The sequence below is a fragment of the Halalkalibacter hemicellulosilyticusJCM 9152 genome, from assembly GCF_000513115.1.
Lineage (GTDB): Bacteria > Bacillota > Bacilli > Bacillales > Bacillaceae_D > Halalkalibacter > Halalkalibacter hemicellulosilyticus.
On record NZ_BAUU01000043.1, the window covers coordinates 1 to 24003 of the forward strand.

A 24003-nucleotide genomic window follows, 5' to 3' on the forward strand; every position below is an offset into this window, starting at 1 on the left:
ACTAGAAAAGAATAGATAGAGTATGACAGAAATAACAAAGGCTAAGGGGATAATCTTTTTCAAAACTAGTTACATGTGAGGAGAAGGTTATGGAAAGAAATAGACTCTACTATTTAGATAATCTTAAAATATTGTTAGCTATTTCGATTGTTACAGTGCATGTCGCACTTGCTTATGCTCCTGATATTTGGTGGTTTTTTAAAGATGAAACAGAGAATACAAGCCTTTTTGTTTATTATCAGCTGATTAACCCAATCGCGATGACGTTGTTTTTTTTGTTAGCTGCTTATTTCTTACCATATTCATTTGACCGAAAAGGTATATCTAAGTTTCTAAAAGAACGATTTAAACGTATTGGATTGCCATTTCTCCTAGGCGTTTTTCTTGTTATCATTCCTCTCCACTTTTTTTATCATGTACAGTTTAGAAATTGTGGATATGAGAACATTTGGGATTATACCGTAACCATTTTTTTTGGGATCGGTGGAGAGCAAGGGATTTGTCAGGATCGTTGGTTAACGGTATGGCCAGACTTGAAAGTAGCTCATTTTTGGTTTTTACAGCATTTACTCATTTATGCAGTTTTTTATGCGTTTTTTCGTTATATTCAACAAAAATATTCCTTTTCGCTTACACAAAAAAAGCTTTCTCCTAAATCAAATCACATTTTATTCCTTATTGGTTTGTTGAGCATTTTAACCTTTATTCTTAGGATTTGGTATCCTCTTGATTATTGGGATGGGTTTTTAGGGGCGATTCAAATTGAATATGCAAATTGGCCAAAATATTTCATCTTTTTTCTAGTAGGTCTGATTGCTTTTCGAATGAATTGGTTACAAAAATTCCCTACTAGGTCTGGATTTCAATGGCTTCTTTGCGGAGTGATTTTGCTTGTCTGTTCCTTTGTTTTCGATGATTACTTTTCCGTCGTTTTAACACCTGGTGGCTTTAATTTGGCTTCAATGATTTGGTCGGTATGGGATTGTACGATGACTACTTCACTTTGTATTGGACTCATTGTGTTGTTTAGGGAAACACTTAATGGAACGGGTAGACTGATAAGGTGGCTATCTGCTAATACATATGGTGTTTATATCTTTCATGTTCCTATTGTCGCGATCATTCAATTTTTGCTCATTCAATTACCAGTACCAATATTCGTGAAGGTATCGATTGAAATGATACTTGGTATCCTTTTTAGTTTTGCATTTAGCTTTGCTATCCGACAAAGCCGATGGGTACGAAAAGTCATATGAGTGATAAATGAAAATATTTTAGAAAAAGATTATCTTTTTTTTCGAGAAATGATAGGTTTGTCAGTTACTCTAACGATAAAAGAAGAAAATGATGGGAAGGTGTGGAGATATGCGAAAAGGAATTGAACGTTATGCGAAAACAACATATCAATTTCGTTGGGGAATTGTCGGTATATGGATCGTATTTGTCATCTTCTGTGCGTTTTTTGCAATGCAAATCAATGATTTATTGACAGGGGGAGGTTGGGCTGACCCTGAAGCTGATTCTACTAAAGCCTATGAATTAATGATTGAACATATTGATGGTCGAGATGCTACTTCTTTAACACTTGTTTTGACACATGATGAGCATGAGGCGGGTTCTGAAGAATATACTGAAATGCTCCAATCGGTTTCCAATTTGTTAGAGGATGAAGAAACGATTAGTAGTGTCAACACATGGAATGATGTATCGCCAGAGCTTCAAGAACAATTTTTAGGTGAAGATGGACGTACTAGCATTGGCTTTATTGGTATGAACATAGATGAGGGATTTGCTCAGAAGGTGTTACCAGATATACAAGAGCGATTAGTCGAATATGTCGAACCGTTTGGTTATGAAGCATTTATTTTAGGAGCTCCAGCATTTTGGGGTGAAACAACGAAATTGAGTCAGGAAGGTTTGGAGTTAGCTCATTTATATGCTCTTCCTATTATATTACTTGTTTTAATATTGGTATTCCGTTCTTTAGTATCTTCGGTTATGCCATTAGTTTTAGCTGGTTTTTCGATTGTTTCATCTTTAGGGTCATTGTACTTTCTTGCTGAACAAATTGAGCTATCTGTTTTTGTTTTAGACTCTGCCTTAATGTTAGGAATTGGTGTTGGAATTGATTTTGCTCTCATCTTTGTTAAACGGTTTAAAGAGGAGTTGGAAAAGGAAGGAGAAAACGTCATTCGGGCATTGTCCAATACATTTCAACATGCAGGACACTCCATTCTATTTTCTAGTATTACGATTATCGGTTCAATGGCAGCGATTCTTTTTACAGACATTTCAGCGGTTCGCTCAATTGCTTTAGGGGTCATGGCAGTTGTCTTCTTTTTAATGCTCACAACACTTACGCTATTACCAGCACTACTATCCATTTTAGGTCATAGAATAAATGCTTTAAGAGTGCCATTTTTCAAAAAGAAGGATAGGCAAGTTCAGCATGGGGTATGGTATCGTTTATCACATAAAATTATGCGGCGTCCTGTTATCTATTTAGTTAGTACAGTTTTGTTTTTATTAGTTATCGCGTTTCCTGCATTAGAATTAGAAGTCTCCACACCGGATTCGCGGATGCTTCCAGAATCAACACAGATTCGACAAGGTCTCAGTCATCTACAGAATGAGTTTGGTGTTGGGTTTGCATCTCCTATTCATGTTGTGATTGAATCTGAAGAGGAGTCCCTTGTTTCAGTGGAGAACTTAGATTATATTGCGGAGTTAGAGATGATGATCGAATCAATTGAACATGTCGATGAAGTTTCATCGTTTCTATCGTATTTCCCTGATATGGATCAAGAAACCATTCATCTATTGTTATCAGAGCAAAGGGATGAATTTCCTGATGATGTTGCACAAATGATGAGTCGCTCATTAAGTCAAGATGAAGGAATAGCTGTCATTGACGTCATTACAAATGATTATTCATCTAGCGATACGAATAGGGATATTGTAGAGGAAATAAGAGATATATTGAGTACATCGAATCAGTCGCTGCAAATGTATGTTGGAGGCGAAACGGCTGAAGGGATAGATACATCAGCCTCTTTAAATAGTGCCTTAATACAAGTATTAGTGTTCACACTTATTTTAATTTTTATTATTTTGACGATCACATTCAAAAGTATTTTATTACCACTAAAAGCGATGTTAATGAATGTGCTATCATTAGGCGCAACTTACGGGATACTTGTGGCTTTCTTTCAATGGGGATGGGGGTCCAGTATTTTAGGATTTGGTGATTTCGGTTTCATTCAGAGCTTTATTCCGATATTATTATTAGGTTTATTGTTTAGTCTGAGTACCGATTATGAGGTGTTTTTATTATCGCGTATACAGGAAGAATATGAAAATGGGAAAACCAATGAAGAGAGTGTGGCATTAGGGTTAGAGCAAACAGCCCCAATGATATCAGGTGCAGCTCTAATTATGATCGTAGTATTTGCCTCTTTTGCCTTTGCTGGAGTACTCCCGATGCAACAATTAGGTTTAGGGATGGCTGTGGCAATTGCATTAGATGCTACCATTGTTCGACTCTTATTAGTACCTGCGACAATGAAGCTATTAGGCGACTGGAACTGGTGGTTCCCAGGTAAAAAAAGAAGATCCCAAACAGGATATTCCGAAAGAAAAGGGGAAGTATCTTAACGGTGACTAGCACAAGGATATGACGAAAGTGTTCAGCTAGAACCTAGCGGATGAAATAAACGTAGACTTCTGAAGGTTGAAATGGATTCCACTGAAAAAGTGAAAATTGCACTTTTTCAGTGGACTTTAAGTTACTAGAAAGGACTATTTAAGGAGACGTTTATTTGCACCACAATGTATTTATTCGGGCTCTAATTGATTAAAACACTTTTGGCCGTCTCTCGTCTCAATGGGTTATACAGCAAAGGAGGACACCTATGTCAATTCGCTTGAAATTATTAATCTCGTATATATGCATGATTCTCATACCCATTGTACTAGTTATTTTATTTTTACATTTACTATTTCATTTATTTGTAGGCAATATTGAAGAAATGAGAAGTTATTATCATGTGGAAAAAACTTTTTTTGATGAAGTGATTAATGAAGATCTTTCAATCTATATAAATTTACAAAATTATGCGAATGAAGACCCAGAACGATTGAGAGATCGATATTTTTTAGAGCAATACGAAGAGAAATTGGATATGAGAAGAACCGTGCTTGTCGTTAAAGAAGAGGAGGATGTGATCTATCAATCGGGAAGAGTAGGTGATGAGCTTCTTGTTAACTTGTCACACGAATCTGCAACATATACAGGTTCTAACAATCATCAAGGCTTTTTAAACACAGATTTAGGAACTTGGCTGTATACGGCAACTGATTTTCATTTTACAGATGGGACTGAAGGCTCTTATTATTTAATCCTTGATATTGAACCAGTATACTCATTTGTTCGTACTGTTGTCCCTGTGTTAGTTATTATCTTTCTATTAGCATTTATGATCACAAATGGAGCATTAACGTATGTTGTCTCTAAGCATATCATTGAACCATTGAAGGCTCTCCATCAGGCTACTAATCGAATCAAAAGCGGTGATTTGCAGCATTCTATCTTTGTGAAAAGAGATGATGAGATAGGCGAGTTAAGTCACGCATTTGAGGAAATGCGCATACGTTTAAAGGATTCTGTGGAGAAACAAGTGAAATATGAACATAATCGAAAAGAGTTAATTAACAACATTTCACATGATTTAAAAACGCCTATTACTTCAATAAAGGGTTATGTAGAGGGGATTTTAGATGGTGTTGCTGACGATCACGATAAGCTCGAAAAATATTGCAAAACGATTCAGGCAAAAGCTATTCACATGGATCGCTTAATTGATGAATTATTACTTTTTTCCAAGTTGGATTTAGATAGTGTCGCTTTTCATTTTGAGAAAGTTGAGATAGTGGAATTTATTCAAGGATTACTCGAAGAAATGAAGTTAGATTTGAATAAGCAGAAAATTCATGTAAAGTTAGAGAATTCGTTAAACAAAGGTGAGTGTATTAAAGCGGATAGAGATAAACTAGAGCGGGCTCTTAGAAATATTTTATCTAATAGCTTAAAATTTCTTGATAAAGAACAAAAAGAAATTGTTATTTCTTTAAAACAGATTGATCATAACATTTGCATTATGATTAAAGACAATGGTCAAGGAATTAAGGAGCAAGATTTGCCTAATGTATTTAAACGTTTTTACCGTGGGGACAGCTCAAGAAATACAGAACATGGCGGAAGTGGCATTGGATTAGCTATTGTGAAACAGATCATTCAGGCCCATGGTGGGAAAGTATCGATCGAGAGTACTTATGGTAAAGGAACGTCCTTTTTTGTAACTTTGAACGTTTGGGAAGAAGGGGAGGACTTAAATGGGGAAAATATTAATTATTGAGGATGAGTTGAGTATTGCTGAGCTACAAAAAGATTACCTTGAGTTAAATGGGTTTCAAGTCGATATTGAAAATGACGGAGAGTCTGGATTAAACCAAGCACTAAAGCACCATTATGATTTGATTGTACTTGATTTAATGCTACCAGGTATAAATGGTTTTGATATTTGTAAAGAAATTCGTCAGTCTAAGGAGACGCCGGTTCTGATGGTTACAGCTAGAACGGAAGAAATTGATATTATCCGTGGACTCGGGTTAGGGGCGAATGACTATATGAAGAAGCCTTTTAGCACAAATGAATTTGTGGCACGGATTAAGGCACAGTTAGATCGGTATCGTTGTTTAAAAGGAGAACATAAAAAGGAGAAACCTGAAATTCGTATAAGAGATTTAGTCATTGATCAGTTATCGAGAAAGGTATATGTTAATCAGCATGATGTTTATTTTCGAGTGAAAGAATTTGAACTTCTGTTCTATATGGCATCTCACCCTGGACGTATTTTTACAAAGGATGAGTTATTTGAACATATTTGGGGCATGGATGCCATTAGTGACAATGCGACAGTAACGGTTCACATCGGGAAGATAAGAGATAAACTAGCTCAACATTCTACTAGCCATGAATATATTGAAACCGTTTGGGGCGTAGGTTATCGTTTTAATGCGTAAACTTATGTGGCTATATGTTTAAAAGATTTAAGCAAATAGCGCAAATTTTCGTCATCTTTGTGGGTGGGACTAAGAATAGGAAAAACTTGATGAGAATCAATGTATGGAAACATTCGTTTTAATGAATGTGCTATTACACCTCCTGGGCTTAAATCAATGAAATAGTCTGAAGTAAGATTTGTTTGACGAAATCCTTTTTCTAACTGAATCGGCTGACGAATAATATTCCAAAAATGAAGCTGCGGATGATGAAAATGCTCATTTGACGTACATGAAAGAAAAGGTATTTTTGGCGAATGAAACGATAGAGATTGTAAATAAGGTACGAAATAATCTTTAATTCGATCCATTTCGTGAGTATGAAAGGCATACTGAACTGGAAGCGATTGATAAGGAACTTTATTAGCTTTTAATTGCTCTGTCACAAAAAGTAAGTCGCTATGCTTGCCAGCGACGATGAAATGTGATCCGTCCCCTTTAGAAATAAGCGTACTATGATCAGATAAAGAATATTTTTGATAAAGGTCAGGTTGAGCAATAATAATGAGCATTCCCCCAAGTGAACAATGCTTTTCAATTAATTGAGCTTGATAAATAACAGCATCAAGTGCTTCATTTAGATTGAGCATTCCAGTAATAGCTGCTGCTACATATTCTCCTAAGCTCATTCCAATGACTTTATTTGGTTGAATTCCGCTTTGAATGAGCAATTGAGCTAGTGAATATTCGACGATAAAGATTGCCGTATGTGTGTGGAGTAATTGTAAAAAAGGTTGAGGCTTTTTTGTATACAAAATATCGATAATGGAGAAGGATAGTTCCTTTTGTACTAATTGATCTAATTCTGTTATTGTCGCTCTGAAAGTAGGGCATTGCTCAATTAAATTCTTTCCCATTGCAGGGAAATGAGAGCCTTGACCGGCGCAAGTAAAAATAATGGAGGAAGACATATTGTAACCTCATTTCATATTGATTTACTTGTAGAATACACGTTCAGCAATAACTTTTCAATGTTTAAAAGGTTTATCCATTTTAGAGAAATAATGAGGTGACAAGGTGACTACAACAATAAAGAAAATAATGATGGTAGGCTTTATGATTTTTGGTATGGTTATGTTTCTTCTTTTGATCATTGGTTTATATCTAGATATAAGTCGATTTGATGAAACGAGTGGAGGCTATGAGCCGCCGTATGAAAATTATTCTGGTGATCCAATTGACTTTAGTGCACTAGATGAATCTAATGAAGGCATTGTAGGGAGAGGATATGTGATTAATTTTCATTTAAATTGTACGACAGGAATGATTGGATTTGAATTGTATGGACAGAAAATCGACTATCGCGTTGTATCTGAAAGAGCGATTGTTGTTCACCAGCCTAGGGAAGCGTGTATGGAGAGAGGTTTTTCACCAGATTTTTAACAAATTTACTAATATGGAAGTGGTTAAATGGAGATTTATGCGTTGAAATTAAATAACTCGCTTTCCGATTCGTTGTTTGCCCAGTTACTTACAATAACATCGAGTGCTAAGCGAAAGCGGATCAATCGTTTTGTAAATCAGTCGCATGCAGAGCCTACATTAATGGCAGATGTATTACTCAGGTTTTTGTTAGCTAGAAAGTTACATATAGCGTTAGAGGATATATACTTTCAATACAACCAATATGGGAAGCCGTTCCTACGTGATAGAGAAAATATTCATTTTAATGTATCACATTCAGGAAATTGGATAGTTTGTGGCATTGATCACGTACCAATCGGGGTAGATATTGAGCAGGTTAGACCAATTGACGAAGGAGTTGCGAAACGCTTCTTTTCAACTAATGAATACGTTTGGTTACAATCCAAAGCAGAAGCAGATAGAGTACATTATTTTTATTTAATTTGGACAATGAAAGAGAGCATCTTGAAAAATATTGGTATCGGACTCTCACGGGCAACGGACTCCTTTTCTATCCAATTAAAAGAAGGTCAATATTATTCTACCCTTGATCAAAACCTGCAATTTAAACAATATAATATTGATCCTGCGTATGTAACATCTGTATGTTCAAAAAATAAGGAGTTTCCTCCGTATGTACAGGTTGTTGAGATAGATGAATTATTACAAAAGGTAATTCGATGCAATAAAGGTATGTGGTCGTAATAAGGGAATTTAGCATATACCTTAAAATCTGTAAGTTTAAGGTCAAGTTAGTCTTACCGGAAACAAAAAAGCATTTGTGTGAAATGAAAATTAAATCAACGAACATAGTAATTAAAAATGCGAATACATACGTTCGCATTTTTATATTTGCGTAGGCACCTTAACAAATCAACTATCGTGTTTTATCCTTCACATTGTTTTGAAAAACAACAAAACCTTACAAAAAACAATAAATAAAAAAGATTTAAAGGAAACGTTGAAAAGACGTCGAATGGAATTTCTTAATTAAGCACGTATGGTCATCATATTTGGCTTGAAAACTCATAATTTGATAGTAGGTTTGTCATAAAAAAGAAGGTGATGAGATGCTGACTAAGCTGAAGTCTTATTACGCTAACCTTAGGATCAAGTATAAGATGTTGTTCCTAATTTTAAGTGTGACACTTGCCTTTAGTACGGGTGGACTTTTTATTTTGCAGTATGCATTTAATACTTATAATGAGGAAATTTACCGACAATCTGCTCAGACGTTAGCCGTTTCGCTAGGATCCATTGAAAATGAGTTAATAAAAATGGAGAGACTTTCTTTTCAGATGTCCACGGACTTACAAATTCAAGATTCGTTACGCATTTTAAACAGTGATCGATCTGATTATGAAAAGTTTATGTCAAGTACCGATTTAAGAAAGCGCTTACTTGATGTGGGTGCATTAAATCAATATGTGCTCTCTCTACAAGTTTATGATCTTGACAATCGTGAAATGGCATCTGGAAATCAAACGGTTGCGGTTTCTGAGGATCGCTTATACAGGTTGAAGACGGAAGCAACAAATGAACATGGTGGGCTCAAATGGGTTTTACCTAATGAAGAGGATCCTTCATTAATTATTGCGCGTGAAATTCGTTCTTATTCTCCGCTAAGTCTTTCCCTTCATTCATTAGGTATCGCAATGGTTCGTTTAGATATTGAAGCGCTTGTGTCTCATTTTTCTCATAGTATAAGTGGTGATGGAGCTAATATGATGATTCTTGATGAACATGGTGATTTTATTTATCCTCTTCATTCGCCTTTTTCTGCTCAGTTCCTTAACGGCCAAATACACGGAGACAACGGTTATCATTTAATGAAGGATGAGGGAGAACGTTATTTTGTGACGTATCATCAATCGAATCGCACAAATTGGATGTATATGATTGTTACACCGTATAGCAATCTGTTTGAGGCTATTACAGCAGTTAGAAATGCAGTGATTGTTACTTACAGCCTCCTTTTTATCGTTGTGCTCTTTATAGGAACACGATTTGTTAGAAATATTACGAATCCAATTGAACATTTAAATCGCAAAATGAAATGGATTCAAACGGGTGATTATAGCATGTTAGAGGCTGATTATTTGAAGTTTCCTCAAGATGAAACAGGGCAAATGCATGAGAATTTTAAACAAATGATGAAACAAATTGAGTTTCTCATTTCTGAAAATTACAAAAAAATATCGATCATCAAAGATACAGAATATAAAGTGTTACAAGCACAGGTTAATCCTCATTTTCTGTACAATACGTTGGATTCAATTAATTGGGAAGCGAAAGTGAAAGGGCAGCATCATATTTCAAAAATGGCAGAGTCATTAGGCTTTATATTGCGATCTTCTATTAATGTTAAAGAAGCACTTATTCCACTTGAACAAGAGTTGAAGATCGTTGAAAGTTATACAACGATTCAAGCTTATCGATTTGAAGAACGTTTACATTTCGAAATGAATGTTGCTTCTGAATTGTATGCGTGTAAGGTTCCTAAATTTATCTTACAACCACTCGTAGATAATTCGATTAGGTATGGACTTCAACAAATGATTGGAACTTGTATCATCACTGTTTCAGCGAAGTCAAAAGGCGAGTGTATCTTATTTACAGTAGAGGACAACGGAATGGGCATGGATGGCCAGCTTTTAAACAAAATCAAAACCTGGGATTATGAGTCGCAAGGGAATGGTATCGGATTGAGGAATTTACAAGAGAGGATAGTGGCATTATTTGGAGATGAGTATGGAGTATCGCTCGATAGTGAAGTTGGTAAAGGAACAAGAGTAGAGGTTGTATTGCCAATGAATGGGGGAGATCGATATGTACAAAGTATTGTTAGTCGATGATGAACGGATGATTTTGGAAGGGATTTCATCTATTGTAGATTGGAAAAGTCAAGGTGTGGCGTTAATTGGAGCAGTTAAAAATGGAGTGGAGGCACTTGAATTTATTGAGAGGGAAGAGCCACATATTGTTATTACCGACATTACCATGCCTGGTTTAGATGGATTACAGTTAGTTGAGAGAGGCTCAAATCTATATCCGAATATTAAATGGATTTTATTGTCAGGCTTTAATGAATTTGAATATGCGCAAAAGGCGATGCGATTTGGTGTAAAGCACTATTTATTGAAGCCATGTAATGAGGAGATCATTTCAAAGGCGATTAGAGAAACTGTTAAAGAAATTGAAGTGTATACACAGGAAGCAAACCATTCTAGAATTAAGGAGTTTTATAACGGAATAAATGATATCACTTTAAACGAAGTAACGGCACCATTTAGTGAAGATGATAGTGAATTATATCGTTATGATGAACAAAAGCTAGTTCGTTTGTTAAAGTCTAAAAATATCAGTCAAGCTGTTGGTGAAATTGTAAATATGGTGGATCGAATAAAAAGCATACAGCTACACCCGAGTTTAGTGAAATCATACTTTACACATCTTTATTTATCTCTTGTTAAAAAAAGTGTCTCTTTTTCAAGTAAAGAACGAATTCGAGCAATCGTCAAAATGGAGGAGCTCGAAACGATAGATGAGTTTGTTTCTTTTTTTCAGGATTTCTTCACACGTTTCCAAACGTTAAATAATCAAGTGAAAAAAGAGTATCCTTCCGAAGTTATACAGAACATGCTCATGATTGTTGATGAAAACTTAGGGAACCCTCAATTGACATTGCAGTGGGTGGCTACGAACGAGCTGTACATGAATGCGGATTATTTAGGGAAGCTCTTTAAAAAAGAAATGAAGGTGAAATTTTCTTCCTATGTAACGAATAAACGGATAGAAAGAGCGGTTGAAATGATTGAGTCAGAAGGAGGGATTCGAGTATGTGAATTAGCTGAAAGACTAGGTTTTGGTGAAAACCCGCAATATTTTAGTCAACTATTCAAAAAAATTACAGGGTCCACTCCGTCAGATATTATGAAATATTCGTAATGATTAAGATGTTCTTCTAAGGCGTTTGCTTTTAAGGACATCTTTTTTTAGTATTAGAAATTTATCAAGGAGTGTATAGGTGAAGACGCTGTCGCTTTTTTTTTTGAAAGATCTGAATGTATAAATTTTATAAAGAAAATGTGAGAAGAAACCGAAGAAGAGAGCGGGCCAATGAAGAGCGTTGGCTTCGCTCGTTACGCGTTTTTCTGAAAGAATCTTACTTTCAAAAAAACTGAAAATCGCTGTAACGGCTCCGCATGCCGCAAGTATGGCAGAAGCGGGAGGTAAAGGTCACGTGCTCTATGCGGTTCCTCATTCCTCTATTCTCCTCCTCATTCTATGTTTCATGTCGTTACGGTTTCTCATTCCACTATTTAAGCTGAATGAGTGCAAAAGGAGCCATAAAAGCCAAGATAGCGGAATGAGGACGACATTTTCTTCTCAGGAAGCGTTTGTTCTCTGATTTAGAGGAATGAGGATTACCTTTGTTGGTTGGCGCTGTGCAACTAGGTTCGTAAAAGCTGTCGCCTACGCTTGATACTCTCATTTATGAACTAAACCCTATTAACGGCTCCGCACGCCGCTTTCTTGTAGGTATGATCCATAGGAAGACGATTGAAAAACGTTTCTCATCATGTCTAGTTTTTGAACAAAGATGTCTGTTTTTTATCTAATGCTTTCGGAAAAGTCAATGTTATAGTTGGTTTGTAATCGCTTTCAATTATAAAAAAGGAGGGTTTATTCAATGAAAAAATGGTTTGTTTTATTGATTGGATTCATGTTGATGGTGATGCTTGTTGCTTGTGGAGACAGTAATGATGATGCAGCAGTTGAAGCAGATGGTGATGAGGACAATGAAGCTGTCGAGACTGACGATGATGATACAGCAGTAGAAGAACAAGAGGATATTACATTAAGAATTGCATGGTGGGGTGACCAACCGAGGCATGAATTAACAAATGAAGTCATTGAAATGTTCCAGGAGCAAAATCCTCACATTAGGATTGAGCCTGAGTATGCGGGCTGGGATGACTATTGGCAACGACTAGCACCACAAGCGGCAGCTAATGAACTGCCAGATATTATTCAAATGGATTTATCTCGTATTACACAATATGCAGATAATAATCAATTAGCGGATTTAACACCGTATATTGGCGAGCGGATTGATGTGTCAAACATTGCGGATACAATTGTTTCAGGTGGAGAAGTGAATGATGGAATTTATGGGTTTAACCTTGGAGTTAATGCAGTTGGTTTTCATTATAATCCAGCTCTTCTAGAAGAGCTAGGGGTAGATGAAATCCCTGAAGATTGGACGTGGGATGACTATATAGAAATTTCGGAAAAAGCAGCTGATGCAGGCGTTTATTTTGATACAGGTATGAAAGCAGATGTGTTCTTCCACTACTACTTACGTACACATGGACACTCTTTATATGGAGCAGACGGTGGATTGGGATATGACGATGATCAATTATTTATTGATTTCTTTACTATGGTGAAAGATCAAGTTGAAAAAGGTCTTACACCGACACCAGATTATTTAGCACAATTAAGTGGTTTTGAAGATGACCCTGTTGTAAAAGGAGAAGGGGTAGGGATTTGGCAATGGTCCAATCAGTTTGTTGGACTTCAGCAAGTCGCAGGTGTGCCGTTTAACATGCATCCAATGCCAGGGCCTGGGGCATCTGATGGTTTATTCTTGAAGCCTAGTATGTATTTCTCCATTGCGGAAAACTCAGAGCATAAAGAAGCAGCAGCTCAATTTATTGATTTCTGGGTAAATGATATTGAAGCAAACAAAATCATTTTAGGAGATCGTGGAGTTCCGGGCTCTTCTGCAGTGAAAGATGCATTAGCGAGCGAGGTTTCTGAAGCGCAAGCAGCAATCTTTGAATATATTGAGTGGGCTGAACAGAACAGCTCGGATATGGGACCACCGGATCCAGCAGAGGCAGGACAAATCATTGACTTGCTTGATAATTTAGCAGAAGAAATGGCGTATGGTCAAGCAACGCCAGAAGATGCTGCTGATCGCTTTAGACAGCAAGCAGAAGGTATTTTGAATTAATGAACTGAAAGAGTTGCATTTAAGACGACTAAATAGAAGGCACTGATAGAGTAAACAGCTTACTCCTTCAGTGCCATTATTAACAGTTAATTTACTCAATTTTTATGAGAAAGGAGATGAGTACATGAATACTCGGCTAAAAGAAAACATCGATGTACCGCCGCAAAAGAACTTAAATCTACGGCTAAAAGAGAACTTGTGGGGGTATTTCTTTATCTCTCCATTTATTATTGGATTTTTAGCCTTTACGATCATTCCAATGAGCTCATCACTTTATTTTTCATTTACTCAATACAATTTGTTTGCACCTCCTGAATGGATAGGGTTTGAAAACTTCACAAAAATGTTTACAGACGATGCAAGATACATCCAGTCATTAACGATTACATTTATATATGTATTTGGTGGAGTTCCGTTGAGGCTAGCGTTTGCTCTTCTCATTGCGATGTTATTAAATGCCGGTTCGCGTGCAGTCGGTCTTTATCGGACGATGTATTATTTACCATCTCTAATTGGAGGAAGCGTAGCCGTAGGGATTATGTGGCGAAATATTTTCGGAGATGACGGAATCGTAAACTTAGGGCTTCGTTTCTTTGGACTAGATGGTATTGCATGGTTTGGGAATCCAACAGCAGCCTTATGGATGCTCATCTTTCTATCGGTATGGCAATTTGGATCCTCCATGTTAATTTTTCTAGCAGGGCTAAAGTCAATCCCAATCAGCTATTATGAAGCTGCGAGCGTTGATGGTGCCAGCTTTCTTCAGAAGTTTAGATCGATTACATTACCGATGTTAAGCCCGGTGATTCTATTTAATTTGATCATGCAAACGATCGCAGCCTTTATGACGTTTGTTCCTGCTTATATTATTTCAAAAGGAACCGGCGGACCGTTAGATGGAACATTGCTTTACTCACTGTATCTCTTTAAGCAAGGATTTGAATACTTCAACATGGGGTACGCATCAGCGATGGCATGGGTGATGCTAGTGATTATTGGTATATTAACAGGATTAATCTTCTATACTTCAAAATATTGGGTGCATTATGAATCAGAAGGAGGGAAGTAGCAGATGAATAAATTTACTCCAAAATGGTTTTTGTATCATCTGTTAGTAGGTGGCTTTGCGATCCTCCTTCTTTATCCAGTTATATGGTTATTAATGAGTTCCTTTAAAGTGAGTGAGCAAATTTTTATTACGGCTGATTCGCTTATTCCGAGACCTTTTATCTTAAGTAACTATGTTCAAGGATGGGAAGGGTTTGGTGGTCATCATTTCGGTGTTTTTATTAAAAACACAGCTGTTTTCGTTGTGCTAACACTAATTGGACATTTAGTCTCTTGTGCTCTGATTGCATACGGGTTTGCTAGATTGAAATTTGCAGGGCGGTCATTTTGGTTCGGTGTGATGATTTTTACGTTGCTACTACCGTATGAAGTCGTCATGATTCCTCAATATATTATTTTCTCAGAGCTTGGATGGTTGAATTCTTTGAAGCCACTAGTTGTCCCAGCTTACTTCGGGCATCCATTTTTCATATTTTTACTTGTTCAATTTATTAGAACGATACCAAGGGAATTGGATGAAGCGGCGACGATTGATGGATGTAATACGTTCCAGATTTTCTATCGAATCATTCTTCCTCTCATTACACCAGCATTAGCGACGTCGGCCATCTTTTCATTCTATTGGACATGGGATAATTTACTAGGACCTGTCCTCTATTTGAATAGTCCAAGTAAATATACGGTTTCGCTAGCGTTAAACATGTTCCTAAGCAACGAAACAGTTTCTAACTGGGGAGCGATGTTTGCGATGTCGATTTTATCACTTGTTCCAGTCTTCCTTGTGTTCTTTTTCTTCCAACGTTATGTCGTAGAGGGTATTAGTACAAGTGGATTAAAGGGGTGATGGCTGGAGTTAGATCCAGCTTATTCACCTGAATGAATGCGCCGATAAATGTGTTGAAAGTATAATATCTATGCAGACTTTGTTGAGGAGGATAAGGATGACAGCTTTATTGAACGTATTACAGTGGTTTACGAAACTCGTGTATCTCAATGTTTTGGCGGTGTTGTTTATACTTCTCGGTTTAGGACTGTTCGGTTTTTTTCCAGCATTGATTGCAACGTTTTTCGTTATGTATCGGTGGATAAATAAGAAAGTGGATGTGGCGATCTTTCAATCTTTTTGGCATGCGTATAAAACGTATTTTATAAAGAGCAATGTGTTAGGATATTTGCTTGGTGGTACGGGCGTTGTTTTGTATATTGATTTGTATGTGATGAATTCATCACAATATGTTATTTTACATTATTTAAGCATTCCACTGCTTGTTCTTGTTTTTCTTTATAGTTTGATGCTTTTTTATGTTTTTCCTACTCTTCTTTATGTTGAAGATGAGTCAATCCTTAATGTACTAAAGACGGCTTTTTTAACGATGGTTATAAATCCACTTCCGACAATCTTCATGGTCGCTGGTTCATTTGGGTTAGGGTATATCTTATTTATGTTTCAAGCGTTAATGTCTATTGTAAGTATGAGCTTGTTTGCATTTGTTGTGATGATGCCTGCTCATCATGCTTTTCTCATGATTCAACGAAAGAAAGGAACGTTAAGTGAAACAGAGAGAAAGGAAGTGAAAAATCGTGAAGCCTTTAGTCGCGAATGAAGAACAATTACTCCAGGTTATTGATCGAATGGTTGAACGAACATTTACAGTGGATTATTCGTGGGATTGGCCAGCTGGTGTCGCATTTTATGGCGTAGGTATTGCCTTTCGTGCAACAGGAAAGGAGCAGTATATTGAACGTTTACAGGAGTGGGTGGATGAATATATTGCGTTTGGTTTACCTCCGATGTCAGTGAACATCGTTTCGATGGGGCATACTTTATTAACTTTATATCAAGAGACTGGTGATACGCGCTATTTGGAATTAGCTCAAAATAAGGCTGATTATTTATTGAACGATGCGCTTCGCTTTGCAGAAGGAGTGCTGCAACATACGGTCGGAGTAGGACGGAATGATTTTCCTGAACAAGCGTGGATCGATACGTTATTTATGGCGGGCTACTTCCTTATTAGGATCGGTACAGAATTGAGAGATGAACGCTATACACAGGATGGATTCCTGCAATTTCAGGGACATGAGAAGTATTTACAAGATCCGATTACGAATCTATATTATCATGGTTGGGATCATGTTCAAGGAAATAACATGTCAAGTATTTATTGGGCGCGCGGTAATGCTTGGGCGGCGTATACGATGGCTCAAGTAGTAAGAATGATTGACGTAAAAGAACCTGCCTTTATGGAAATATACGGTTCTTTACGAGATCAATTAAGTGCTCTAATAGAGTTACAATCTGATAAAGGATTATGGCACACCGTCTTGACGGATCCAACGTCATATGAAGAAACGTCTGGATCAGCAGGAATAGGTGCAGCACTTGTTCTAACAGGTCATACACCTAAATCATATCGTGCTGCACAAAGGGCTTTAGAAGGCATGTTAGAGAAAGTTGATAAGCATGGAAATGTTTTAGATGTGTCAACAGGAACGGCTGTTATGAATACGGTTGAAGGATATTTACAAACATCGAAAAAAAGAATTGAAGGCTGGGGGCAAGGATTAGCATTGACCTTTTTTTCACATGTTCTCTTAAGAAATAAAAAAGCACAGTCTTATGAAAGAGTCAATACGAGTAGTGAATAAATCTTCTTATGTATCTATTCATTATTTTGTATAGAAATCTTTTGAAGGAAGGAGGAGAGATGAAAGAAAGGGTCTTTTCTAAAAAAGCTTAACTTGCTTGTAACGACTCCGTACAATGCTTATTAGAAAAGACGCTATTTCGTTTTTCTTAATTCATTATGGAATGTGAGGAATTAAAAAATGAGGAGGATGGGCATGGTCAAGAAAAAGATGACGGTTCTAATGATTATTTTAATGATTTTTTCATTGTTTGCGAGTAGTGGTGTCTTCGCTGAAACGACCATATTATCTGAAACTGAGGAAAAGCTACATTTGAAGTTCGATCTAGGAACGGAGACAAGCCCGGTTGCTGAAGGTTATACGAAGGTTTCACAAATGACAGGGTATACTAGTGAGTTAGGTTATGGCTTTGAGTTAGTGAGAATGAATGATTCTAGAGACCAAGAGAATCCAGATGATCTAAGACGAGATTTTGTATTAGCAAGCGGAAATCAATTTATGATAGATGTCCCAAATGGAGAGTATAAAGTATTTATTACGACTGGCTCCCAGTGGGACAATAACCGGACAAGCTATGCTCTTCAAGCTGGTGATGTGAAAGGCGGTGAGCGTACAGGTGGAGGGGAGTTTATTGTTTATGAGGACGTTGCACTTGTAGAGGATGAACAGATCACAATTGATTTCTCTGGTGAATGGGCAAGAATCAATGCGATAGAAATCATTCAAATAACTGAAGAAGAAGAGCTAGATTTACCTGAAGAGACTTTACATTTAATGTTTGATTTTGGGTCGGCCAGTAGTCCTGTTGAGGACGGGTATTTACAAGTAACGAATACGATGCAATATACTGATGAAAGAGGATATGGAATTAATAAGAACGTTGATCAAAGAGACCGAGGAGCTCCTGATCCACTTAGACGAGACTTCATTATTAATAATGATTATGAGTTTATGGTTGATTTACCAAATGGAGATTATTTCATTAGAATTATTGCTGGAGATGAGATAGCCTTTAATCGATCAAGCTTCGTCATTGAAGGTGAGAACCAAGGCAATATTACTTCAAATGCAGGGGAGTATGGAATATTAACAGCGATGACGACGGTAGAGGATGGTCAATTAAATATTGAAATTGGAGAAAATGGTCGTATTAATGGGCTAGAGATTATTCCGATGTCGGCAATAACGAGTCTTGAAGTAGTGGATAAGGTGTTATCACCAGAACCTGCCGTTACATTACGGTGGGATGAAGATTCTTCAGCGCAAACGTATAATGTTTATCGAAAATTAGTAGGAGAAAGCGACTTTACCCGTATTGACGAAGCAGAAGAAGGAATCTATATAGATCGTACGGCTCAGATTGGTTACGCTTACAATTATGCGGTTACGTTGGTTACGGAACTAGGGATTGAATCTGATTACAGTAATGAAGTGACTGTGCGAATGGTTGATGAAGGAGTTACAATTCCCAATGCTCCAACAGGATTAAGCATCGAAGAAGCTTTATTAGACGAAGTGACGATTTCGTGGGATGAAGTGGATGAAGCAACCCAGTATTATATTTACCGTTCTCGTTTTGATCAGTCTAAATATCCGAATTATGAAATCGAGTATACAAAAGTTGGAGAGAGCTCTGAGACAAGTTATACCGATGATTCTATCTTTACGTATAATCATTATTATTATGTTGTTCGTGCTGTGAATGCTGGAGGAATATCGGATCGTTCTGAACCAATTGAATCACCTATTACAGAACAGCGTTTACGACAGATGGAGCGTTTGAATCGTTCTTTAGTGGCGGTAAAGACTGAAGAGGGAGTTTATATCGGCTGGAGGATGCTTGGAACAGACCCTCCGCATGTTCATTTTGACGTTTACCGGGATGGAGTGAAGATTAATTCAGAGCCAATCACTTCTAGTACAAATTATGTTGATACAGATGGAAACATTGATTCGACGTATCAAGTGAGAGTTAATAATGGTAGTGGTGATCCGTTAACGGAAATTGTTGATGTATGGTCAGAGCAATATTTAAGTATTCCACTTGAAAAGCCAGAGGACGGGGTGACCCCTTCAGGTGAAGAATATACGTATACGGCAAATGATGCGAGTGTCGGTGATTTGAATGGTGATGGTAACTATGAAATTATTTTAAAGTGGGAACCCACTAACGCTCAAGATAATTCCCGGTCTGGTTATACGGGAAATGTCTATTTAGATGCGTACACGCTCGAAGGTGAGAGACTATGGCGAATTGATGCCGGACATAACATTCGCGCTGGAGCGCATTACACACAATTTTTAGTCTATGACTTTGATGGAAATGGCAAGTCAGAGCTCGTATTTAAAACAGCGGATGGAACTGTCGATGGTGTAGGTAATGTCATTGGTGATTCTGAAGCAGATTGGCGAAACTCAAATGGCTATATTCTATCAGGTCCGGAATATTTAACCGTGTTTAACGGTGAGACTGGTGAAGCGTTGGAAACGATTGATTATTATCCGCCACGAGGTAATGTATGTTCATGGGGGGATTGTTACGGGAATCGTGTTGATCGATTCTTAGCGACGGTTGCATATTTAGATGGGGAACGTCCAAGTATTGTGATGGCACGTGGTTATTATACAAGGTCCGTTCTTGCTGCGTATGATTGGCGAGATGGACAATTAACGGAACGATGGATTTTTGATAGTAATGATCCTGGTCATGGCGCTTATGCAGGACAAGGAAATCATAGTATTTCGGCTATTGATGTGGATGGGGATGGCTTTGATGAAATTTATTACGGTGGAATGGTTGTGGATCATGATGGCACGGGCTCCATACGACTGGATGGGGACATGGGGATGCGAACCATGTAACAGATTTGAATCCGAATCGTCCTGGTATTGAGGCATTTCAGCCTCATGAAAGCAGTGGATCGCCAGTTGGATATGGGATTCGTGATGCAGAGACTGGTGAACTACTATGGGGTGTACGTACTGGATCAGATGTAGGTCGAGGGCTTGCGGCAGATATTGATCCTCGCTATGACGGTGCAGAACTGTGGGCTTCTGATTCATGGGATGGAAGCTCAGGAGGTAGTGGCCTGTATTCTGTTGAGGGGGAATTAATTACAGAAAAAACGCCGATGTCGATTAATCATGCGGTTTGGTGGACAGGTGATTTATTACGTGAAATGTTAGATCATGATTTCAATCCAAATAGTGATCCGCATGGTGTTGGTAAAATTGAAAAATGGAATTGGGAAACAGAGGAACTTGAAACGATTTTTGTTCCAGAAGGGACACGTTCGAACAATTGGACGAAAGGAAACCCTTCTTTGCAAGCTGATCTATTTGGTGATTGGCGAGAAGAAGTGATTTGGCCATCTGCTGATAGCACCGAATTAAGAATATATACAACGACTTATGAAACGGATCACAGGATTTATACACTCATGCATGATCCGACATATCGTGTGGCAATTGCATGGCAAAATGTTGCGTACAATCAACCGCCTCACCCAGGATTTTTCTTGGGGCATGGTATGGATGAGCCTCCTACTCCAGCGATTGTAACAGGAGATCAGTATGTAGGGCTTGATATTTCTGAGTTTGAACAGTTCATTAAAGATGCTGAGCAATTTACAAATGAAGATAACATATATACAGAGGAGTCTTTTTCCACATTACAGTCAGCAATTGAGCAGGCAAAAGTAGCAGTGACAAGGATTAGAACTGAAGAGGAATTACAATCTGCGATAGCTGAATTAGAGGCTGCAATAAATGGATTAGAAATGGTAGACAAGAAAGGGAAAAAAGAGAAGAAAGACAAAAAGGACAAAAAGGACAAAAAGGACAAAAAGGACAAAAAGGACAAAAAGTGAGTGAAAGATGTAAGGGGATTTTGAATTATATTTAATGAAAGTCAAATGTTAATGAATGAGACGTCCTAAAGGGTCTGAATGTGACCTTTTAGGACATCTCTTTGAAGGGCACTAATTGCCCCATTACGCGTTTTTCTTATGATTCTTTTGACCAGCGATCGATGAACACATTTATTGCTCCATCGCCAGTTACATTTGTAGCAGTACCAAAGCTGTCTTGTGCCATATACAGAGCAATCATAAGGCCAATTGCTGCTTCATGAAATCCTAGAACGGATGTTAATACACCTAAGGCAGCCATAATTGCTCCTCCTGGAACTCCTGGGGCTGCGACCATAATAATACCAAGCATGAAAATAACATACAACATTTCTAAGAACGTTGGCTGAGTAAGCTCAGGGCTCATCGCCATAACGGCAACAGCACACATGATAATGGTGATGACACTACCTGACAGGTGAATCGAAGCACAAAGAGGTACACCGAAATTTGCTACACTTTCTTTTACTTTGTTTTGTTTGACTGATTTTAATGTAACAGGAATCGTAGCAGCGCTACTCATTGTACCGATTGCTGTGAAATAAGCAGGCAACATATTTTTCAATAAGGTAAAAGGATTTTGTTTCGTAACGATTCCTGCAACGGTATACTGGATGATTAGCCATACCCAATGAATAACAATCGCTAAAAGAAGAACAATTCCAAATACTTTCAATGTAGCAAAAACCGTTCCTTCTGAGCCGAGTTCGGCGAACACACCTGCAATATAAAATGGCAATAGTGGAATAATGACTTTTGCGATTACGAGTTCAATGATGTTTTTCCCTTCATCAAACATGTTTTTCAACCATTCGCCTTTTATCTTTGTGATCCCAATTCCAAAAACAAAAGCAGTGACAAGTGCAGTTACAACTCCCATAAGAGGTGCGATCTCCATTTCTAAAAATGGTTCTAAAGCGCTTCCTTCACTTACAGCTTGACTTTCAGTTGATATAAATGGAATTACGGTCATTGCTACTAAAAAGGCTAATAAACCAGCTAAAATCGTTGAGACATATGCTGTTCCAACTGTTTTTCCAACTAGTTTTCCTGAACCTTTCCCAAGACCAGCGACTCCGCTAGCAATGAAAAAGAGAATAATAAATGGAATCATAAAGTTGATAAAGCTGCCAAAGACGGACTTAATCGTAATGAGGATACGAACTAAGAAATCAGGACCGACTAAACCAATTGCAACTCCTAAAATAATTCCTAATAGTAACTTAAAGATAAGTTTCATATGATTAGCTCCTAACCCAAAAATGTGCATTTGCAGAAAACAAATGTATATTCTCATTCTACAGAAATCGACGTAATTCACAATGCTTCTAACTAAATTCGGAATAGTAAATGAATTGTAAAGATTAAGAGTTAACGAAATTATTTGAGAATAGCTGAGACTGTCTTTGACACAAAATGGCTCAAATCATTGAAGAGAAAACAATAAAAGCTTTCGAAAGATAGTAAAATTGTAGTAGGATAGGTGTAAGAATAGAAGAAAAGGTGCTGGTTGTATTGAATGCAAGAAACGAAGAAATGAACGTTATACTTTCATATATCCAAGATCATCTCTACGAACCTGTAACACTTGCTCAATTGGCAAATCATATCTCATATAGTCGCTATCATTTTGCTCGAATGTTTAAAAAGGCTACGGGTTTGTCACCGCTTTATTATGTCGCTTCGCTTCGTTTACAAAAGGCAAAGGATCTATTATTGCAAACAAACTTAAGTGTTCGCGATATTGGCATGGAGATTGGACAACAAAGCTTAGGAACCTTTACGACTCGGTTTACTGAAAGAGTCGGTGTCACCCCTGTTCAATTCCGTCACTCTATGAAGCAGGTAGATGAACAACTAGAATCTCTGAAACAATTAGAGAATTGGGAAGACACTAGCCAATGGTCTAATCCATCTTTGAAAGTAGAAGGAATGATTGATTCAACTCATGAATTCAAAGGGTTTGTATTAGTGGGTTTATTTGCTAAGCCTATCCCTGAAGGTTTGCCCCTATATGGAACGTTGCTATCTCGTCTTGGGCCATTTTCGTTTACAAATGTAAAGCCGGGTATTTATTATTTATTGGCTACTTCTATCCAATGGGGAATGGCAGCACAAGACATTTTACTTCCACATTCGACGCTTCGTGCAAGAGTCAAACAACCGATTGTGATTTCAAATGATCATATGGTTCAACCTCAAAGAATGACTCTACACCCACCGTTAATTGATGAGCCACCTATTATAATTTCTTTACCTGTGCTTATGAATCGTTTTCTTCAAAGGAAATAACCTTGTTACCCGTTAGACCATAAAAAAATAACTCAAGCAGCTGGTCGATATCACTATCTTCGTTTTCGTTTTGAACAGAGAGCTGGATGAATTCGTGTAAGTACATATTTAAATACCTAAGTAATACTTTATTTGAATAGTGTGATGAAATGTAACCTTCCTCTTTTCCTAATGCAACAAGCTTTAAATAAAAGCTTATGAATTTTTCTTCATTGTTCGAGTAAATAAATGTAAGCGGACTCACCGATGAATCATGTCCCTTAATGGAAGCGGCCTTTTTTAAGTTTACAGATTCGTGTGTGAATAGTTCTTTAAGCTTCTGATTAAAAGGGAGCTGAGAATACAAAATGTGCTCATAATCCGCTAGAACTTGGTCAATCCAATGATTCATCATATTTTCATAAAGATTTTCTTTTGTTTCAAAATAGTTAAAAATCGTAGCGGGTGATACATTCGCAAGTTCAGCTATTTCATTTACATTTACTTTTGAAAAACCGTGCTTCGTCATTAAGTGAAAGCAAGCATTATAAATTTGCTTTA

General features: G+C 37.4%; 17 protein-coding genes and 2 pseudogenes. 16 read left to right on the forward strand and 3 right to left on the reverse strand.

What is annotated here, in order from left to right; genetic code table 11:
- Positions 1-89 precede the first annotated feature (89 nt).
- From JCM9152_RS18985 to JCM9152_RS19000, 4 genes are all read left to right on the forward strand, one after another.
- The gene (locus tag JCM9152_RS18985; RefSeq protein ID WP_035347006.1) at positions 90-1256 is read left to right on the forward strand and encodes an acyltransferase family protein; all 1167 of its coding nucleotides are present in this window, start codon (positions 90-92) and stop codon (positions 1254-1256) included.
- Between the two features lie 109 nt (positions 1257-1365).
- Positions 1366-3654: an MMPL family transporter gene (locus tag JCM9152_RS18990; RefSeq protein ID WP_035347008.1), complete on the forward strand. Its 2289-nt coding sequence runs from the start codon at positions 1366-1368 to the stop codon at positions 3652-3654.
- Between the two features lie 257 nt (positions 3655-3911).
- Entirely contained in the window at positions 3912-5414 is a 1503-nt protein-coding gene (locus JCM9152_RS18995; protein WP_035347011.1) for a sensor histidine kinase, read from the forward strand.
- The gene (locus tag JCM9152_RS19000) at positions 5392-6081 is read left to right on the forward strand and encodes a response regulator transcription factor (RefSeq protein ID WP_035347014.1); all 690 of its coding nucleotides are present in this window, start codon (positions 5392-5394) and stop codon (positions 6079-6081) included. Before JCM9152_RS18995 ends, JCM9152_RS19000 begins: the two co-directional genes overlap by 23 nt.
- A gap of 2 nt (positions 6082-6083) precedes the next feature.
- Here JCM9152_RS19000 and JCM9152_RS19005 read toward each other — a convergent pair whose 3' ends face one another.
- Complete coding sequence (locus JCM9152_RS19005) at positions 6084-7031, reverse strand: acyltransferase domain-containing protein (protein WP_035347016.1); 948 nt, start codon at positions 7029-7031, stop codon at positions 6084-6086.
- A gap of 106 nt (positions 7032-7137) precedes the next feature.
- On the opposite strand from JCM9152_RS19005, the gene JCM9152_RS19010 reads away from it, so the two are divergent.
- The 11 genes and pseudogenes from JCM9152_RS19010 to JCM9152_RS24370 form a co-directional block, all read left to right on the forward strand.
- On the forward strand, positions 7138-7503 hold the full coding sequence (locus JCM9152_RS19010) for a hypothetical protein (RefSeq protein WP_035347018.1): 366 nt from the start codon (positions 7138-7140) through the stop codon (positions 7501-7503).
- A 42-nt stretch (positions 7504-7545) separates the two neighbouring features.
- Positions 7546-8229 carry a 4'-phosphopantetheinyl transferase family protein gene (locus JCM9152_RS19015; protein ID WP_158318463.1) on the forward strand — a complete coding sequence of 228 codons (684 nt, stop codon included), beginning with the start codon at positions 7546-7548 and terminating at the stop codon, positions 8227-8229.
- A gap of 416 nt (positions 8230-8645) precedes the next feature.
- The gene (locus JCM9152_RS19020; protein ID WP_235715773.1) at positions 8646-10379 is read left to right on the forward strand and encodes a sensor histidine kinase; all 1734 of its coding nucleotides are present in this window, start codon (positions 8646-8648) and stop codon (positions 10377-10379) included.
- Positions 10354-11472, forward strand: a complete 1119-nt coding sequence (locus JCM9152_RS19025; RefSeq protein WP_035347022.1) for a response regulator transcription factor — start codon at positions 10354-10356, stop codon at positions 11470-11472. Before JCM9152_RS19020 ends, JCM9152_RS19025 begins: the two co-directional genes overlap by 26 nt.
- A 745-nt stretch (positions 11473-12217) precedes the next feature.
- Complete coding sequence (locus JCM9152_RS19030; protein ID WP_035347024.1) at positions 12218-13546, forward strand: ABC transporter substrate-binding protein; 1329 nt, start codon at positions 12218-12220, stop codon at positions 13544-13546.
- A 124-nt stretch (positions 13547-13670) separates the two neighbouring features.
- Complete coding sequence (locus JCM9152_RS19035; RefSeq protein WP_052016188.1) at positions 13671-14615, forward strand: carbohydrate ABC transporter permease; 945 nt, start codon at positions 13671-13673, stop codon at positions 14613-14615.
- 3 nt (positions 14616-14618) lie between these two features.
- On the forward strand, positions 14619-15458 hold the full coding sequence (locus JCM9152_RS19040) for a carbohydrate ABC transporter permease (RefSeq protein ID WP_035347025.1): 840 nt from the start codon (positions 14619-14621) through the stop codon (positions 15456-15458).
- A 97-nt stretch (positions 15459-15555) separates the two neighbouring features.
- Complete coding sequence (locus JCM9152_RS19045) at positions 15556-16218, forward strand: YesL family protein (protein ID WP_052016189.1); 663 nt, start codon at positions 15556-15558, stop codon at positions 16216-16218.
- Positions 16196-17263 carry a glycoside hydrolase family 88/105 protein gene (locus JCM9152_RS19050; RefSeq protein WP_035347026.1) on the forward strand — a complete coding sequence of 356 codons (1068 nt, stop codon included), beginning with the start codon at positions 16196-16198 and terminating at the stop codon, positions 17261-17263. Before JCM9152_RS19045 ends, JCM9152_RS19050 begins: the two co-directional genes overlap by 23 nt.
- Positions 17264-17497: 234 nt before the next feature.
- Positions 17498-18343, forward strand: a pseudogene (locus JCM9152_RS24365) (hypothetical protein); the annotation flags it as partial.
- A 690-nt stretch (positions 18344-19033) separates the two neighbouring features.
- Positions 19034-20826, forward strand: a pseudogene (locus JCM9152_RS24370) (rhamnogalacturonan lyase); the annotation flags it as partial.
- Positions 20827-21268: 442 nt separating this feature from the next.
- Here JCM9152_RS24370 and JCM9152_RS19060 read toward each other — a convergent pair.
- Positions 21269-22411, reverse strand: coding sequence for a dicarboxylate/amino acid:cation symporter (locus JCM9152_RS19060; protein WP_035347028.1), 1143 nt, complete (start codon positions 22409-22411; stop codon positions 21269-21271).
- A gap of 275 nt (positions 22412-22686) precedes the next feature.
- Between JCM9152_RS19060 and JCM9152_RS19065 the strand changes: the two genes are divergently transcribed.
- Positions 22687-23463: a helix-turn-helix transcriptional regulator gene (locus tag JCM9152_RS19065; RefSeq protein WP_439644219.1), complete on the forward strand. Its 777-nt coding sequence runs from the start codon at positions 22687-22689 to the stop codon at positions 23461-23463.
- Here JCM9152_RS19065 and JCM9152_RS19070 read toward each other — a convergent pair.
- The coding region (locus JCM9152_RS19070; protein WP_035347049.1) for a TetR/AcrR family transcriptional regulator at positions 23435-24003 on the reverse strand (569 nt) is incomplete at its 5' end. The two genes, JCM9152_RS19065 and JCM9152_RS19070, sit on opposite strands and share 29 nt — an antisense overlap.